The 16,909-nt window shown below is 38.2% G+C and carries 14 protein-coding genes and 1 pseudogene; 7 read left to right on the top strand and 8 right to left on the bottom strand.

Annotated features, from left to right (window positions below; all coding sequences use genetic code 11):
- Window positions 1–85 precede the first annotated feature (85 nt).
- From DSM106972_RS42805 to DSM106972_RS42795, 3 genes are read right to left on the bottom strand one after another with little or no spacing between them, the layout of a single operon-like run.
- Window positions 86–1,945, bottom strand: a complete 1,860-nt coding sequence (locus DSM106972_RS42805) for a CheR family methyltransferase (protein ID WP_127086423.1) — start codon at window positions 1,943–1,945, stop codon at window positions 86–88.
- 5 nt (window positions 1,946–1,950) lie between these two features.
- The gene (locus tag DSM106972_RS42800) at window positions 1,951–2,520 is read right to left on the bottom strand and encodes a chemotaxis protein CheB (protein WP_127086422.1); all 570 of its coding nucleotides are present in this window, start codon (window positions 2,518–2,520) and stop codon (window positions 1,951–1,953) included.
- On the bottom strand, window positions 2,513–3,568 hold the full coding sequence (locus DSM106972_RS42795) for a chemotaxis protein CheB (protein ID WP_127086421.1): 1,056 nt from the start codon (window positions 3,566–3,568) through the stop codon (window positions 2,513–2,515). The genes DSM106972_RS42800 and DSM106972_RS42795 overlap by 8 nt, the downstream gene beginning before the upstream one ends.
- A gap of 240 nt (window positions 3,569–3,808) precedes the next feature.
- Here DSM106972_RS42795 and DSM106972_RS54325 point away from each other — a divergent pair, with 240 nt between their 5' ends.
- The 4 genes from DSM106972_RS54325 to DSM106972_RS42780 all read left to right on the top strand — a co-directional run bounded on the left by DSM106972_RS54325 (window position 3,809) and on the right by DSM106972_RS42780 (window position 6,368).
- The gene (locus DSM106972_RS54325) at window positions 3,809–3,961 is read left to right on the top strand and encodes a DUF4258 domain-containing protein (RefSeq protein ID WP_233786984.1); all 153 of its coding nucleotides are present in this window, start codon (window positions 3,809–3,811) and stop codon (window positions 3,959–3,961) included.
- A complete protein-coding gene (locus tag DSM106972_RS54320; protein ID WP_233786983.1) occupies window positions 3,921–4,076 on the top strand; it encodes a hypothetical protein in 156 nt (51 codons plus the stop codon). The genes DSM106972_RS54325 and DSM106972_RS54320 overlap by 41 nt, the downstream gene beginning before the upstream one ends.
- 285 nt (window positions 4,077–4,361) lie before the next feature.
- Window positions 4,362–6,098, top strand: a complete 1,737-nt coding sequence (locus DSM106972_RS42785) for a transposase (RefSeq protein WP_127086420.1) — start codon at window positions 4,362–4,364, stop codon at window positions 6,096–6,098.
- Window positions 6,099–6,170: 72 nt separating this feature from the next.
- Window positions 6,171–6,368 (top strand): DUF2283 domain-containing protein, encoded by a 198-nt coding sequence (locus DSM106972_RS42780; protein WP_127086419.1) that lies wholly within the window; start codon window positions 6,171–6,173, stop codon window positions 6,366–6,368.
- A 22-nt stretch (window positions 6,369–6,390) separates the two neighbouring features.
- Here DSM106972_RS42780 and DSM106972_RS42775 read toward each other — a convergent pair whose 3' ends face one another.
- From DSM106972_RS42775 to DSM106972_RS42765, 3 genes are all read right to left on the bottom strand, one after another.
- Entirely contained in the window at window positions 6,391–7,251 is an 861-nt protein-coding gene (locus DSM106972_RS42775) for an alpha/beta fold hydrolase (RefSeq protein WP_127086418.1), read from the bottom strand.
- 432 nt (window positions 7,252–7,683) lie between these two features.
- Window positions 7,684–9,555: an ABC transporter ATP-binding protein gene (locus DSM106972_RS42770; protein WP_127086417.1), complete on the bottom strand. Its 1,872-nt coding sequence runs from the start codon at window positions 9,553–9,555 to the stop codon at window positions 7,684–7,686.
- Between the two features lie 996 nt (window positions 9,556–10,551).
- Window positions 10,552–11,139 carry a chromophore lyase CpcT/CpeT gene (locus DSM106972_RS42765; RefSeq protein WP_127086416.1) on the bottom strand — a complete coding sequence of 196 codons (588 nt, stop codon included), beginning with the start codon at window positions 11,137–11,139 and terminating at the stop codon, window positions 10,552–10,554.
- 211 nt (window positions 11,140–11,350) lie between these two features.
- On the opposite strand from DSM106972_RS42765, the gene DSM106972_RS42760 reads away from it, so the two are divergent.
- Complete coding sequence (locus tag DSM106972_RS42760) at window positions 11,351–12,568, top strand: tetratricopeptide repeat protein (RefSeq protein ID WP_127086415.1); 1,218 nt, start codon at window positions 11,351–11,353, stop codon at window positions 12,566–12,568.
- A 95-nt stretch (window positions 12,569–12,663) separates the two neighbouring features.
- Here the strand turns inward: DSM106972_RS42760 and DSM106972_RS42755 are convergent, their stop codons facing one another.
- Complete coding sequence (locus tag DSM106972_RS42755; RefSeq protein WP_127086414.1) at window positions 12,664–13,911, bottom strand: glycosyltransferase family 4 protein; 1,248 nt, start codon at window positions 13,909–13,911, stop codon at window positions 12,664–12,666.
- A gap of 276 nt (window positions 13,912–14,187) precedes the next feature.
- On the opposite strand from DSM106972_RS42755, the gene DSM106972_RS42750 reads away from it, so the two are divergent.
- Complete coding sequence (locus tag DSM106972_RS42750) at window positions 14,188–15,009, top strand: SDR family NAD(P)-dependent oxidoreductase (RefSeq protein WP_127086413.1); 822 nt, start codon at window positions 14,188–14,190, stop codon at window positions 15,007–15,009.
- Window positions 15,010–15,016: 7 nt separating this feature from the next.
- Window positions 15,017–16,552, top strand: a complete 1,536-nt coding sequence (locus DSM106972_RS42745) for an FAD-dependent oxidoreductase (RefSeq protein WP_127086412.1) — start codon at window positions 15,017–15,019, stop codon at window positions 16,550–16,552.
- A 91-nt stretch (window positions 16,553–16,643) separates the two neighbouring features.
- Here DSM106972_RS42745 and DSM106972_RS42740 read toward each other — a convergent pair.
- Window positions 16,644–16,841: pseudogene (locus DSM106972_RS42740) on the bottom strand (DUF2141 domain-containing protein); the annotation flags it as partial.
- Window positions 16,842–16,909 lie beyond the last annotated feature (68 nt).

Genomic DNA, 16,909 nt, shown 5'->3' with positions numbered 1-16,909 from the left:
CACCCCCTAACATCTACAAAGTTATTAATAGTAGTGTTTTAATATATCTATCTGTAGAGGAAGTTATGTAGTCATTGTACGTATATTAATCATCTAATTTTTCGCGCTCTTCCATAAGCAGTATTACTCCTTGAATATCTGTTCCTGTACGCAGCGGGGTGCAGGTGACATGGCACTGTATCAGGCGCCCCCGACGGTTTCTAGCATCAAGTAAAATTTCGTAATAATCAGACTTTCCAGCAAAGATTTCGCGTATTGGTATTCTCAGGGGTTCGAGCGGTAAACCAATATCTAAGCTCATAAAGTGTTGTAACAAAACTTCATCGTTACGCAAACCCCATAAATCCTCTGCTTTACGGTTCCAAATTAGAATATTAAAATGGGGGTTAAGAACAACTACACCCGCACGTAAACTGGTAAGTATCGCTTCTAAAAAACTGTTAACGCGGTTAAGTTCTTGGCTGCGCTGACGTAATTCTTCGTTAATTGTCTGCAATTCTTCGTTAGTCGATTGCAGTTCTTCGTTCATGGTTTCGAGTTCTTCGTTCGTTGACTGAAGCTCTTCATTAGTAGTTTCAAGTTCTTCTACAGTCGATTGTAGTTCCTCGTTGGTTGTTTCTAATTCTTCATTTGTCGATTGGAGTTCTTCGTAAGCGGTTTCTAGTTCTTGGTTTGCGTATAATAATTCATTTTGTAACTGCTTGAAACGGGTAACGTCGGTAAATACAATTTTTACACCGACTAACTCAGCAGTATCACCATTGATCAATGGTAGAATTTGTACATCAAAATATCTGATTTCTCGTTCCGAGTCAGGATGCTCAACATCTTTTAAAGTGATGCTACGGGCATTACTGCGAACTTGGTCGATACGCGAGCGTAACTCAACAGGACGGTAAGAAAGTTCTAAGTCTTGTAAAGGGCGCCCAATATCGCGAAGATTGAGATTAAATACAGTTCTGGCTTGGTTATTGGCGAGTAATACAGAATTATTTAAACCAACTACAATTTGAGCAACTGGGTCAATTTCAAAAGCCGCTTCGTGAATACGAATTTGGTCAACCATTTCTGGGGCAGTTGGCTGATTATCAGAATTAGACATGCTTAAAAGCATATCGCGTAAGTTACCATTTGCTACTTTGGTGAATAGTCGGCGCCGTAAATCTACTGCTGTAAATGAGTGGCTACGAGTCAACAACATTTCAGCTTTACCCAGAAATAGAAATCCGCCATTATTAAGCGCGAAGTGAAAACGGTCAAGAATACGAGATTGTGTTTCGGTATTAAAATACATTAAAGTATTACGGCAAATCAGCAAATCAATTCTAGAGATTGGTGCATCCTGTACTAAATCATGGCGCCCAAAAATAACACAACGACGTAGTTCTTTAAGAACACTGTAGCGTCCATTAACGCGCTCAAAGTATTTTTCGAGTAAATCGCTATTGATATCTTGTACATCTTTGGGATTATAGATACCATGACGTGAATGATTGAGAGCTTCTGCATCCACATCTGTAGCAAAGACCTTAACACGCTTAGAATATTCTTCCATACCAAGAGCTTCAGCAAGCAACATGGCAACAGTATAAGTTTCCTCTCCCGAAGCACAACCAGCACTCCAAACACGGATAGGTTTAGACACAGGCTTACTATTAATAATATTAGGAATAATTTCTGAAGCGATATACTGCCAAGCTTGTGGCTCTCGAAAAAAAGCAGTTACGTTTATTAATATAGTATTAAATAAATCTATAAACTCATCTGGGTGTACTTCCAAATAATCAACATAATCATTATAATCATCTAAACCTATAACTTGCATTCGCTTACGTATACGACGACTTAAACTAGTACGCTTATAACCACTAAAATCGAAACCACGGTTACGACGAATGTACTCTAATAAAGCTTCTAAATCTGGTTCTTGTTCGGTAGAGGTCATAAAAATCAATCGGCAACCAATTTTAATAAATTAGGAGCAATCTCCTCTAAAGGCAATATAAAATCTACACATCCAGTATTAATAGCATTAGATGGCATACTAAAGAATTGCGAAGTTGCTTCGTCTTGAGCAATAACTTTACCACCCGCGCGTTTTACAGCCATAACTCCATCTGTGCCGTCTCCATCCATACCAGTTAAGACTACAGCAATAACACGTTCTTGAAAACTATTAGCTGCTGACTCAAACAATATATCCGCAGATGGACGCACATGACGTACTTTTTCAGCGTTTGATAAAGATAACGTCGCATCAGGGTTAACAACTAAGTGCCAATTAGGAGGCGCCATATACACCACCCCAGGAGTTAACATATCTAAGTCAGTCGCTTGTTTAACCAACAAAGGTGTACGTTGGTTAAGGATGTAGTCAAGACAGCTTGGATAATTTGGGTCAAGATGCTGCACCATCGCAATGGGTGTAGCAAAGTTTGCTGGTAAGTTTGATAAAATTGTACTCACGGCTTTGATACCACCAGCAGACGCTGCTAGCACCACTAAGTAGTGGTTACTCATTTGTTGATTTTCGATTATTAGACGGTTGATTAAAGGAGTTTACGATTTCTTCTTGGGCGCCACCATTTTGAATAAGTACACTACGAATAACATCAGCGCGCGCTTCGGTGTCTAATGCATCTTGTTCCAAACGTTGTGCAGATAAATTTTGGTTGCGTTCTCGCATCCTTTTAGACATGCGACGAGAAAGCGATGCTTTTTCTTCCAAAGCCCGAAATGCAATCCACAAAGCATCTTCTAGTGCATCAGATTGCTTCGCTAGCAAAGTTTCTGGTGAATAAGCATGACCAGTACGGCAGCGAAAACGAAATATGCCTTCTTCTTGTAGTTCCCAAAGAGTACCGCCACAATCTGGACAACCATAGCCCGATGGAATGCCAGGTTTATCATCTGAGTGAAGCCTTGTTACACTAAATTCTGCCATATCAGATTCGTAATTCATTAATTCAGGAACATGCTGTTGCTTTTTCGTCTTAACAGGTGTATTTACTAAATCTACTAGTAAAGATGGAATCGACGATAAAGGTACAATATGGTCAATGTCGTCAACATTCTCAATTGCGCTGCTCGGCATTCCACTATATAATGCGTCCGAAGGGTCTTGAACTACAGCTATACCACCTCTTATTTTTACCGCCGCTAATCCAGCAGTACCATCATCAAGCGCACCAGTTAATATCACACCTATTACTCTGCCATCGTAAGCGCGCGCTGCGGTGCGAAACGTTGGGTCAATAGCTGGACGATGATTATTTTCTTTTGGTCCACGAACTAAATTAACGTAACCAGATTTTACGAGTAAGTGATAACCCGGTGGCGCCACATAAATATGCCCCGGTTCTATGACTTCTCCGTCTTTAGGATGATGTGCTGGTAAACGTTTAGCTCGGTTAAGAATTTTAGGTAATACACTAGTACCTTCAGAAGGCACATGAAGAATTACAAATATAATAGCATTCAGGTCAGACGGTAAATTCTTTACTAAGTAAGTAAGTGCTTCAACTCCTCCTGCCGATGCTCCGACAACAATAATATCGTGATTGGGCATTATCTTTTTCTCCTAGAAAGCAATGTGTTTAAAACTCAACAACACTGCTTACAAAAAGTTAGCAGAATACAACTAGCTTAACCACCTAGCTCAAAGGTGATTTTCATAAATTAGGTCATCTACTAAAAGTTATAAATTATAATTATTACAAGATTTAAGTTGCAAAATTTCACAGGTGTCAGGGCGTATTAGAATCATAAATATGTAAATAGTAGTGAAAATGATTATATTAGAAATCAAATGGCATACCGAATATCGCGTCACGCCCAAACGGAAATTGAAAGGCGAGGTATTCCATTATACTTAGTAGAATCGGTTTTAACCAATCCACAGCAAATTGTGCTAGAAAAAGATGGTAGAAAAGCATACCCAGTCACAATTAGACTTTGGTGATGGTAAAGTTTTCTTGCTGCGCGTTATTGTAGCAGATGATATTGAACCTACAGTAGTTATTACTGAATATAAAACAAGCAGAATTGAAAAGTACTGCTCGTGTTCATATTGGTAAAACCCGGTAAAAACTACTAACATCCTAAGTGTGCTTTATTATACTTTTTACATATTTCAAACCTGTGTTTTGATAATAGCATGTGATAAATATAACAATTAAACCCGTTTAGGTCAGGGAATTATAATTTTTTATATTTATTTTATTTTCAAAATAAAAATGTATTTAAAGTCAAAGAACTGAGATAATTAATAAATGTTACAAGTTTAAATATATTTGAAAACAGTCAAATCATCTGTTAGTATAAAGATTAAAAGAAACAACTGTAGGTCGAGCAGTTATCATATGGCAAAATCATTATTGAGTGAGTTAACGCATCGCTCTTATTCAAAAACAAAAAATTCTGACGGCACACGTACTCCACAATTACGAATTGGGGTTGAAGCGAAATTACCATTACACTCATTTCTATCAGATTGGGGTGATAAATATCAGTCAATAATGCGTACAGCATTAAATGCACTACAAAATGGTCAATCAGAGGATGATATTGAAAAAACTTTTCAATCTAAATTTGATATTGATTGGGCATGGGCTGATTCAGTAGCAAGTGATGCCTCGGGAACATTTGACCAGCTAACAACTGCGCGCGATTTGAGGATAAAAGGCTTAAATGATGACCTAACAGCAGGTTGGAAGTCAGTTGCCTCTACAATTGAATCAATGGAACAACAATTAGCAAATCCGACACGTAAAAATATGAAAGGATTTGCAAAGCGGTTAATGGGATTGGAGTCAAAAATTAGTAGACTTGAACGCAAACAAGCTGAAAAACAAGAATTAGAACTCGCTAAAAGATTACATATATGCTTTGGCAGTTCCAAGTTGTTTAATGCTCAATATCATTTAGAAGAGAACGGTTACTCATCTCATGCTCAATGGCGTGTAGATTGGGAGAAAAAGCGTGGTGGAAACTTCTACAGTGTTGGTAAAGGCTCAGTTTCTGGCAATAATCCTGTAGCTAAAATATTTTATATAAACAACGATATATTTAATGTTGTTTTTACTGTTCCAAGATTTTTGCGGGGCAAATATGGAGATACAGTTACTCTTGAATTTGAGGTATCGGCAGCGCGTAAACATAATTTGCTTTATGCATTAGAATCTGGGAAGCCAGTTACAGTTCAATGCTTTCGACGTGAACATAAAAACGACCAGTGGTATATACATTTAACTACCTATGTTCAAGATGTCCCAACTATTTCTAGTATAAGTAATGGTTGTATTGGTATTGATTTAAATGCCGAAACTATTGATGTAATTTACATTAAACGTGACGGGAATCCCTTCATATGTCGTAATCCCATAAGTTTTCCTATTCCAACAGGTACAACTGGACAGAAAGAAGCAAAACTTCGAGATATAGTATGTGAAATTGTTAAACTAGCAGAAATTTATCAATGCCCAATTGCTTGTGAAAATCTTGATTTTTCAACAAAGAAAAATCAATTAAGGCATAGCGGTAATCAAGAATATAATCGGATGCTGTCAAGCTTTATATATGATAAGTTTCGTTCTTATCTTGTTGTTAGAGCAGAAAAATATGGAATAGCAATATTATTCAAATCACCGTTTATGACTAGTGTCATAGGCATGATAAAATATATGGCGAAATATGGCTTGAATAGTGCCAGTTCCGCCGCTATGGTAATAGCTAGAAGAGCTATGGGTTTCAAAGAGTATATCCCCCTTTCTTGGTTAAAAACTCTTTCTTCATTCTTTAAACCGGAGGATTCAAAGGATGGAGGATTTGGGGGAGGGTGGAGACGAATTTCGGCTTGGCTGAAAAAGTTTTGTATCCGTAGACCCCGCCTGTTTCAACTCGATACCGTACTTCGGTTCTTATTAGATTCCTTAGTAAATGAATCCCAGAAAAAGACCCAAACAAGGCGAAAGCCGGGAGGTAGCAATCAGTCTGGGGGTAGGAGAAAAGGAAGGGGAAAACCCACTGAAGGTCAAGTTCCACTTGAACGAGAAGAGGCAGTGGTTACTCTTAATGGGGCATTCACCGTGGCTCCGTAACTGGTAATGGTAATGATTTTATCGGTTATTACCAGTTTTTATCAGGTTTTTTAGTAGGTGGAGGCAGACAGAATGAAAATTACATATGACCCAGAAGTAGATATACTGAGAATTATATTTAATGACAACCAAATAGAAGAAAGCGATGAAGAAAAACCAGGTGTAATTTTTGACTATGACTCTCATGGAAATGTTGTTGGTTTAGAGATATTAGAAGCTTCCAAACGCCTTGATAATCCACGTTCTGTAGAATATTCTATTCCAGTATAAAAATCAGTTTTAAGTTCCGGTTTTAATTCTTGTATACCAAGAATCCATTTATTGCGTCAAAGAGCGCTTCTGGTTCATCTGCACGGATTAAATGACTACTATTCTCAAAAATTCTTAAGTCAGCGTTTTTAATACATGAAGCAATTTCTTCTGAAAATTCAGGAGCGCATATCCAATCATGGCGCCCACCGATTACCAATGTAGGTGCGGTAATCTTGTATAATTGGTCACGTACATCGTAAGTTCGTAGAAATCCACCAAATGCTTCATTAATAGCATCTATTGAGAGAATTTTATTATCCCAAACCTTTACAGAAGTATTTGGGTCATGTTTGAGTGAATACATCGGCGCCAGAATTTTAAAGTAGTCGCGCAATTGTTCTTCATTTTCAAAATTACCATCCCAAAGTCGCTGGGCAATCAAATTTTGTGCTTCAGTTCCACGTTCGGCTAAAATTTGCTTTGCCCGTTCCAAAAATTTATAACTCGCAGTGCTGACAATAATAATAAGATGCGAAACATTTTGCGGATAACGAATAGCATACGATAGTCCCACCATACCACCATACGAAGTACCGATAACAACAATTTTGTCAAGTCCTAAATATTGACGCAAAGCTTCCATATCCTCGACATTATTATCGAGAGTGTAAGTTTCCTTGGCGCCGCGTTTAGACCTTCCTTGCCCACGGTGGTCAAAATATACTAATTGCAGTCTACGTGTTAAAGCTGAAAAAGTCGGCTTGTAACCAGTATGGTCGGCGCCGGGACCACCATGAATTAAAAAAGCAGTGGGTTTAGTGTAGGTACGATTATTTTCAACTACTACACTACACCCTTCAACATCAAAGAATATTTCCGTATCTCTAATTTTAGCAAACATTATTTTAAATCTTGTGTATCTTGTGAATCTTGTGAACCTTCTTGTGGAACGGGCATCCTGCCCGTCTTAACATTTATAATTTTTAGAGAATTTGAGCAATTCACTATTAATCTATAATCTAATTAAAAAATACTAGCTAATCAACTCTTCTCTTCGCATCACGTATTTTTTGCCGAATACGGGCGACAATTTCGGGAGTTAATTCTGGTTCGGGGTCAACCGTTGTAACAGTTTATCAAAAGACTGCTTTTGCTGTATAAACTCTTCTATAGGTATTGTATGAACTGAATAATTTGAATAATTCATAACTAGTTACTTTTTGTAAAAACAAAGTTGAATTTTACAGCCACTTAATATTAATTTACAGTTGGGACGGGCAGGGATGCCCGTTCCACAAGATTGTTCCACAAGATTTTTGCAGAAGAGATTTATTTATGAGGCTTGGCGTTGCTTAATTCTTTCAGCGCTACCTGTAGGAATTGATGCAATGAGCTTTTGCGTATATTCTTGTTTGGGTTCGCGGTAAATTTCTTCGGCTCTACCTTCTTCGACAATTTGACCACGGTTCATGACCAGAATTCTATCACTCATAAATTTGACTACGCTTAAATCGTGGGAAATAAATATATAAGTCAAGCCAAATTCTTCTTGCAGTTCTTTGAGCAAGTTTAGTACTTGTGCTTGTACAGATACATCAAGTGCGGACACTGACTCGTCGCAAATAATAAATTTAGGATTTAAAGCTAGAGCGCGAGCTATACAAACCCGTTGCCGTTGTCCTCCAGAAAATTGGTGTGGGTAGCGGTTCATTGCGTCAGCACTAAGTCCGACTCGTTCGAGAAGATATGCTGCACGTTCGCGCTGTTCTTTTTTGCTTTTACCGATACTGTGAATTACTAACGGTTCCATTATTGCTTCCCCAACTTTCATGCGTGGGTCGAGGGCACTAAATGGATTTTGGAATACAATTTGCATCTGGCGCCGTAATTTTTGTAATTCTTCACCTTTGAGTTGAGTTATATCGTTATTTTCAAAGATAATTTGCCCACTAGTTGGTTCAATAAGTCGTAACAATGTACGAGCGAGCGTACTTTTGCCACATCCCGACTCACCAACAAGTCCCAAGGTTTCGCCGCGTTTGATATCAAACGATACATCATTTACTGCCCAGAAGTAACGTTTAGTACCGCCAAATACTCCTTTTATAGGAAAACCGACTTTCAGATTTTTGATTTGTACGAGTGATGGTTCTTTCTCAAGGTGATCTAGGCGCCGATTAATTTCTTCAAAACTAATTTCGATAGGTTCCGAGGGTGATTTACCTTGAATAACCATTTCTCCTGTTGGTGTTTCTTCAACGCTCATATAGTCAGAAACGGTAAGAAGTTTCACAGGACGACTATTAAGTGTTGGGCGACACGCGACTAATCCCTTAGTATATGGATGCTGAGGATTGTTAAAAATTTGATTAGAGGCGCCTTGCTCAACGACATTACCTTTATACATTACAGCGATATTGTCAGCAACTTCAGATATTAAACCTAAATCGTGAGTAATAAAAATCAACGCCATATCGCGCGTTTGTTGTAACTCGCGTAGCAAATCAATAATTGTTGCTTGTACAGTAACATCAAGCGCAGTAGTAGGTTCATCAGCAATTAGTAATAACGGGTTACAAGAAATAGCCATAGCGATCATCACCCGTTGCAGTTGTCCCCCCGAAAGCTGATGGGGGTAACGTTGGAGCATTGAATCTTTGTGTAGGTTAACTAGCTCAGAAATTTTTTGAGGTTCCACAGATGAACCAGTTTGTTTTGCTGTGTCCAAATACTGCTCACGTAACTGCTCATCGCTAGGGAGAAGCTTCACCTCTTGCAAACCAGCGATAGCTTTTTGTTTAGCTTCACCAGCAGAAATATTTTGGTGACGTAAAATAGCTTCAATAAGCTGATAACCAATAGTAAATACAGGGTTAAGCGAACTCATCGGTTCTTGAAAAATCATAGCAATATCACCACCCCGGTAAAGCTGCATTTGCTTCGCAGGTAGTTCCACCAAATTAACGGGTGGAGTATTTGGTTGAGGAGAAAACAAAATTTCACCGTTAGTTACCCGTCCCGGAGACTGTAACAAACCCATAACAGCAAACGAAGTAACAGATTTGCCGCTTCCAGATTCTCCTACAATGCCAAGAGTTTCGCCACGACGCAGGTCAAACGATATATTATCAACAGCTTTGACGGTTCTACCATCCCCTGGAAACTCAACACGCAGGTTGCGAACGGATAATATAGTATCACTCATATAGTTGTGTATGAATATTAACTAAAAATTATTTGGATTTTAACACTCTTATTTGTAATCGTATGCTTATACTCCCCTCTCTGTGTTCTCTGTGCCTCGGTGGTGAAATATAATGTGATAAATTAACTCAGTAATTGTAGATTTTTCAAATGCGGTGGGGCAAAAGTCCTCTAAAGATGACTGAAGTCATTAGTGATATTTATTACAACATGAATACAGTTAATGCATAATTTAGATAGTACTACTGGTTAAGCTAACAAGTAGTACCGTTAGTAATAGAGTTTTGGCGCCAGTACTACTGGTTAACGCTCGCAGGTAGTACCGTTAATTACTACGTTTCGGCACGAGTACTACTAGTTAACAAACAGGTAGTACCGTTAATCATTACGTTTCGGCGCCAGTACTACTGGTTAACGTAACCAGTAGTACCAAAGATGATTACTACATTTTGCAATGCTGCTTTAAATTCTGCTCGCGCGTTTGATAGTACAAAGGTAGGTATTTTGGATTTCAAGCGGCAATTGACTTTTGCTTATTAGTATCATCCTCTTCAAAATTCTTCTTTTTTTTATCCTTAGTGCTTGGTATTTTCACTATTAAACTTATTAATAAAAATATAGTCAGTACTAAAGTTTAGGCGCGCATAAATTGTTAATTAATAAGATTAATTAGTCGGACATGCAGATGCAACAACATGCGCGCTTGTTCTAATTTGTGGCGCCACTTGCATTAATATTCACATTTCCGGTATTACCTGCACCATAATTATCGGTGTTAGTTTGTCCACCATCGCTCAACGTTAATGTTCTTGTAGTAATATTGATAATGTTTATGAAAGTTTATTATTAAACTATAATTATCAGTATTTCTAACTATAATCAACTTATGCAGCTTTGTTATAAATTACTGCATATGTAGGCATTAAAGTAGGGTTTGTGAAATAAAACCGTCGGCGTCCCACCTGTGCCCTTGGTCAGGCGGGACGGATGCCGTGAGCTACGAGACTTCCTCAGCAAAATTAGCCCAACGCACAAAGTGGAAGGGACCAGCGACAGAACCCCATGCGTGTTCGTTGGTTTCAAAGTCTCTTCCTCGGTCTAGACTGAAAAATTCTTTTTCGCTAATTTCAAATTCGTTGTCTAGATAGGTTTTTTGACCGTTACGTTCGACTATACAACCTTTGCCTGGTTCAACGTGACCTTTAAAACTTGTACCTGTCCACTCAACTATCATGTCGCAACCGGGCATTTTTACAAGTTCGTCTACTGTTAATGATTTTAAACGTTCGGGTTCACGCGAGGCGCCGTAATATTTTTCCTCATTTTTGAGGGTATAATGCTCAATCTGAATATGGTTATCGGATGGTATCAACTTCATTACCCGCATCCGGTAGGGTTGATTTAAGGCAAAATGATAAGCTTGTTCAAGGAATAATCCTACCCCAGGTAAAAGTTCTGGGGGTAATGGTCGGATGCAAACACGGATGTGAGCAAAAAACGGTGGGTTTTCGTAAGCTTGTTCTTGGTTGCTAAAGTCCGCTGCCATTAAGCGCGCTAAAGATGCAACATCTGTAGAATGTGTCATTATACCAGTTTCGGATTATCTAATCAGGTCAAAATTGATTCATATCATTACCATTATTGTAAAGCTTGTAGCAATTTCCAGAGCAGGAGAATTTTTTGTTTGATATCGTCAATCATGTAGAGACCGAATTAATACGGTCTCTACGCGGGTATAATTTTTGACGATTCTTGTCGGTTGCCATATATATAGTTAAAACTAAGGAAAATTAGTTATGATACGTCGGTTTAGTATTATTGCTGCGTTAAGTTTATCTCTAATATCTACTTCTTCCGTACTAGCACAAACAAAAAAACCACAACCACCAGATAAGTTTCCACCAAACCCTTTAGAAATTAGAGTTTCTGACCCTTTACTTCCCGCACGTAAACTCGACCAACAACCCTTAACTCCTACTGAACAGCAGCAATTAGAAACTGCACTCAATAATCTTGACCAAGAAGCTACTGCTAAACTTCAAGCAGGAGATAAAGAGGGAGCTTTTGATACTTGGAACCGAGAGCTACGTTTACGTCGATATTTAGGAAATTTGAATGAAGTACAAGCGCTGTCAAGAGTTGGTGAAATTGCTTGGCGAGAAAATGACCGTCCACAAGTGCAATATATTACACAACGGTTACAGTCGATTCAAAAACCGAAGAAATTACAACCTGTTACTGACTTAGAAGTGCTACGAGCGCTTGGTCAAGCTTACCAAAATGTACGGGCGCCTAAACTAGCAATTGAAGTTTACAACCAAGTACTAACACAAGTGCGACAACAGCAAAATACTACAGCAGAAGTAGAAACTTTAACAACAATTGCGTCAATTCACATGAGTTGGTTTGATTATCCTCAAGCAGCAACGACTTATGAGCAATTGTTGAGTTTGGCTTCAACTAGAAATGACCGAACCAATGAAATAACATACTTAGAACAGCTAGCTTATATATATGACCAAGCGAGACTACCGCAGCAGTCAGTTACTGTTCGCAACAAACTAGCAGCAATTTACACGAGAGATAATAATTTAGCAGAACTACCGACATTAAAGATGGCTATAGCTAATAGTTACGAAGCTTTAGCGAAACAAGACCCAAGTCAATTAGAGAATGCATTTCAAAATTACCAACAAGCTTACACCATCGCTTGGGAACAAGAGCAATTCGTGCGTGCGGGTGAAGCGTTACAAAAGTTAGTAGCATTATATCGTTCGCAAGGGCAAATCGATGAGGCACTACAAACGAGCCAAATTTTACTCCAAAGCGAAGAACTCGCTGGTAATTTCTATGGAATGATGACTGCTTACGACCAAATTGGACAAATGCACTTGCAGCGTAAGCAGTTTCCCCAAGCACGGAATGCATTTGAAGAAGGACTCAAAATTGCCCGACAGCTACAATACGAAGATGGTTACTTTACAGAGCAAATTCAAAAAATTCCCACAAACTAAAAAAGTTAGGAGTGCGCTCGTGCGCTCGTGCTGAGTTGCAATTCCTAACTCCTGTACTGGCGGGTTAATCTATATCCTAATAAGTAATGGAAAATTTAGGTGAACCCGCCCCTCCTAACTATCTGGTAAAGTTTATCTTCAAATTTTTGCATACAAGCAGGCCAGTCAAATTGAAGTATTGACTCGCGTGCTTGTTGTTTCATTTGCGCTTTTAACTCTGGGTTAGAGAGAATGGTAATCACTTTGTTGGCAAAGTCTACGGGGTCATCCGCTTCTGCAAGAAAACCATTAACTCCTGGGGTTACTTGTTCAGATGTTGAGGGAGCTTTTGCTAAAACAATGGGTGTTCCCGATGCGAGTGCTTCGTTGTTGGAGGTACAGAAGTTTTCGGTAGTTGATGGGTTGACGAATACATCCGCACGTGCGTACCATCCCTGTAATTCGGCACCGTATGATTCACCCCAAATAGTGATACCATCGTACTTCTGTGCTAAGGTGCGAACTTCTTCGTCTAGTGGACCACTACCAATTATTACTAAATGAACATCGGGAATTTTTGCAGCTATATATGGGAATGCTTCAATAAGTTGGGTGACGTTCTTTTCTGCGGTAATTCTACCGACGAATAATAATGTGGGTCGTTTGTCGTCGGGTATGGGGTCGTGAGCAATATTTGCAGGTTGAAACTTTTGACAGTCAACACCTTGATAAGGTACATATTCGCTGCGCTGTGATTTAAATTCTTGGTAGCGAGCTAACTGTTCACGCGATGAGAAAAAATTATAGTCGTAAGCTTCACTAAATTTTTTAATGGTTATTGGTAGAATTGGGCGCACTAAGTTAAAGAATTTATCACCTAAGTAATATTTGATATAAGCTACTATATCAGTATGGAATAATGAAACTGTTGGTGTACCTGTTAACTTACCATATTCGGCGCCGATAGGACGACCGTAGCCTTGAAGATATAATGAATAAAATCCTCGTAATTGTGCCGCTTCTTCGATTACTACAACATCAGGTTTAAATTGTTTTAATAACTCAGTATCACTCCAACACCGATAACTTAATGCTTGAGGAAGTGATTTATAAAATATAAGAGGTTGAGTAGGAAAAGCATAATGTGAAAAATTAGGGAAAGATTTAACTTCCTCAAGTCCCGGCATTGAACGCTTAGATAACTTTTGTGGATATTTATTATTAAATTCTGGATGTATAAGAAAAACACTGTGTCCTTGCTTGAGTAACCAATGAACTCGGTGGTGTACACCAATTGAAACTCCCGTTAAAAAAGGAGCATACAAACTAGTAATTATAGCTATTCTCATTGGTTGTTTACTCATAGTATTAACGCTATTCATATATCAATAATTTTTCCTATACGTAAGGTGGGCATTGCCTACTGATATATTAATTGTTAATTAAAAAAGAATTGAATTATTAGCAACAATATTTATATTTTACGAAACTTATATAGTTAGTGATTAACTGTTCATACTTTGTTTCGATTTGATTGGCGCAATAAAGTATATTCAACAACAGAAATAATTTTTACATAAGTTAAATTAGCTATTAAATTCAAAATCTCTTTACTTATCGCTTCAGTAAGACTAATAATTATGACAAACATCGCTGCTCGAAACGTACTATTGACAGGCGCCTCTGGAGGTATTGGTGTATATATAGCGCGTGCATTAGCCAAACGAGGAGCTAATGTTATCTGCATCGCACGTTCAGAAGCTGCACTCTCAAAAGTAGTTACAGAGATAAAACTAAGTGGTGGTAAAGCAACTAGTTTTCCATTTGATATTAGTAAACTCGAAGAATTACCTAACTTAATCGAGCAAATTACTCAAACTGTCGGGGGAGTCGATATTTTGATTAATAATGCTGCTATCGAAAAATACTCTGCATTCCAGAATTATTACTTAGATGATATCCGTTCGATTTTAACAACAAATTTAATGGCTGGAATGGAGTTGACGCGGTTATTACTACCTGGAATGATAGTGCGTGATAGCGGTCATGTAGTTAATATATCTTCAGGTTCGGGTAAAAAAGGGGCGCCATATAACAGCATTTACTCAGCTACTAAAGCTGGGTTAATTATGTGGACAGATGCTTTACGTCAAGAACTAGCGGGTAGCAATGTTCGTGCAACAGTAGTTTGTCCTGGATATACGAATGCGGGAATGTTTATGGCATTCGGTTTATCTGCACCAAAAATGGCGCGCGTTTCTGAGCCAACCGATGTAGCGAATGCAATATTACACGCAATTGAGCGAAATTATGGTGAAGTCATGCTAGATGGGTTTTTGACTAAAATACTTTTCGCGTATATACAGCTTGTTCCTAATTTTGGTGACAGACTTTATAGATGGATTGGTTTAACTAAACTTAATCAAACATGTGCTACTAACCGGATGGCAACCAAAGGTTAAGAAGCCAATGAACAATAATCATTATGATGTAATTATTGTCGGTACAGGCGCCGGTGGAGCTACTTTAGCATATCAACTGGCGCCAAGTGGCAAAAAAATTTTAGTACTCGAACGTGGTGAGTTTCTACCAAGAGAAAAAGCAAACTGGAATCCGCAACAAGTTTTACAAGCATCTATTTACCGTAATGCTGAGAATTGGAGTGACAAACACGGTAAACTTATAAACACCAATGCACATTATTATGTAGGTGGAAATACCAAGTTTTACGGTGGCGCCTTATTTAGATTCCGTGAAAAAGATTTTGAGCAAGTTACTCATTATGATGGTGTTTCTCCAGAATGGATATTGAAATATCGTGATTTGGCGCCTTATTATACGATTGCAGAAAAACTCTATGAAGTACATGGACAACGCGGTTTAGACCCAACTGAACCAGAACAAGAAGCTTATCCCTTTCCTGCTATTACGCATGAACCTCATATTCAAGCCATCTATGAAGGTTTAAAAGATGAAAACTTTCATCCTTTTTATTTACCCCTATCAATTAAACTTAATCAAAGCAATCCGTTACAAAGTGCTTGTATTCGCTGTGACACATGCGATGGTTTTCCATGTTTTCTCAATGCCAAAGCTGACGCGGATATTAACTGTATGCGTCCGGCAATGAAACATTCAAATGTAACTTTAATAACTCGTGCAAAAGTTACACACTTACATACTAATGCATCTGGGAAAGAAGTTACTGGTGTGAATGTAGAAGTTGCTGGAGAACCAAGATATTACTCAGCTAATATAATTGTACTTGCTTGCGGCGCCGTTAATAGTGCGATTTTGCTATTAAAATCTGCTAACCACCAACACCCCAATGGGTTAGCAAATAGCTCAGGTTTGGTTGGACGGAATTACATGGCACATAAATTTGGAGTCGTTTTAGCATTATCAACACAAGCGAATCCGACAGTATTTCAAAAAACAATAGGATTCAATGACTTTTACTGGGGTGAAAAAGATTTTCCATATCCAATGGGTAGCGTACAGATGCTAGGTAACATTCATAAAGAAAGAGTGCTTGCAAATGCTTCATTCATACCTTGCTTTATAGCACAGAAAATTGCAAATCATTGTGTCCCTTGGTTACTGATAACAGAAGACTTACCTGATTCTAAGAATCGTGTTTATCTTAAAAATGGCAAAATACGTTTGGACTATACGAGTAATAATAATAAAGCATTTAACCGTTTGATAAAACGCTGGGTTGAAGTTTTAAAATCTATTAAGCACAGATATAAATCAAAACAATTATCTATATATCATGCAGAAAAAATGTCTATAAAAGAAGTTGGACATCAATGCGGTACATGTAAATTTGGCGAAGACCCTAAAACTTCAGTACTCGATATTAATTGCCGCACGCATGATATTGATAATTTGTATGTTGTGGATAGCAGCTTTTTCCCTTCAAGTACTGCAATAAATCCATCATTAACTATTATGGCAAATGCTTTACGTGTAGGAGAACATTTACTTACTAGATTGACATAAATATATTAGGGAGTCGTATGGTGGGCATTGCCCACCCACCTAACTTGCTTACTCTAGATAAATCATCCGCTACATCCGTTTAATCCGTTGCCTAATCTAGCGAATACTTCATTTTAATATTGATGGTTGTGCTTTTATCGAGTAAAAAACTAGCATCTTTAAATTTTGGTATACCTGTTGTGACTGATACGGTTGGGTTACGAGAAATACCAAATCCTTCTGTAGGGATACCTAACCAATCTGTATGAAGTTTAGCGTCTCCATTTTCATCGTCTATTAGGGTGGCCGCCGAGATACGTGCAAAATGGGACACGATGCAAAGTTTTGTTAAGATACTTGCAATAAATTAGCCTTTAT

Source organism: Dulcicalothrix desertica PCC 7102 (assembly GCF_003991905.1).
In the GTDB taxonomy this organism is placed as follows: Bacteria; Cyanobacteriota; Cyanobacteriia; order Cyanobacteriales; family Nostocaceae; genus Dulcicalothrix; species Dulcicalothrix desertica.
Note: the sequence above shows the minus strand (reverse complement) of the source record. Positions and strands in the feature narration are given on the sequence as shown.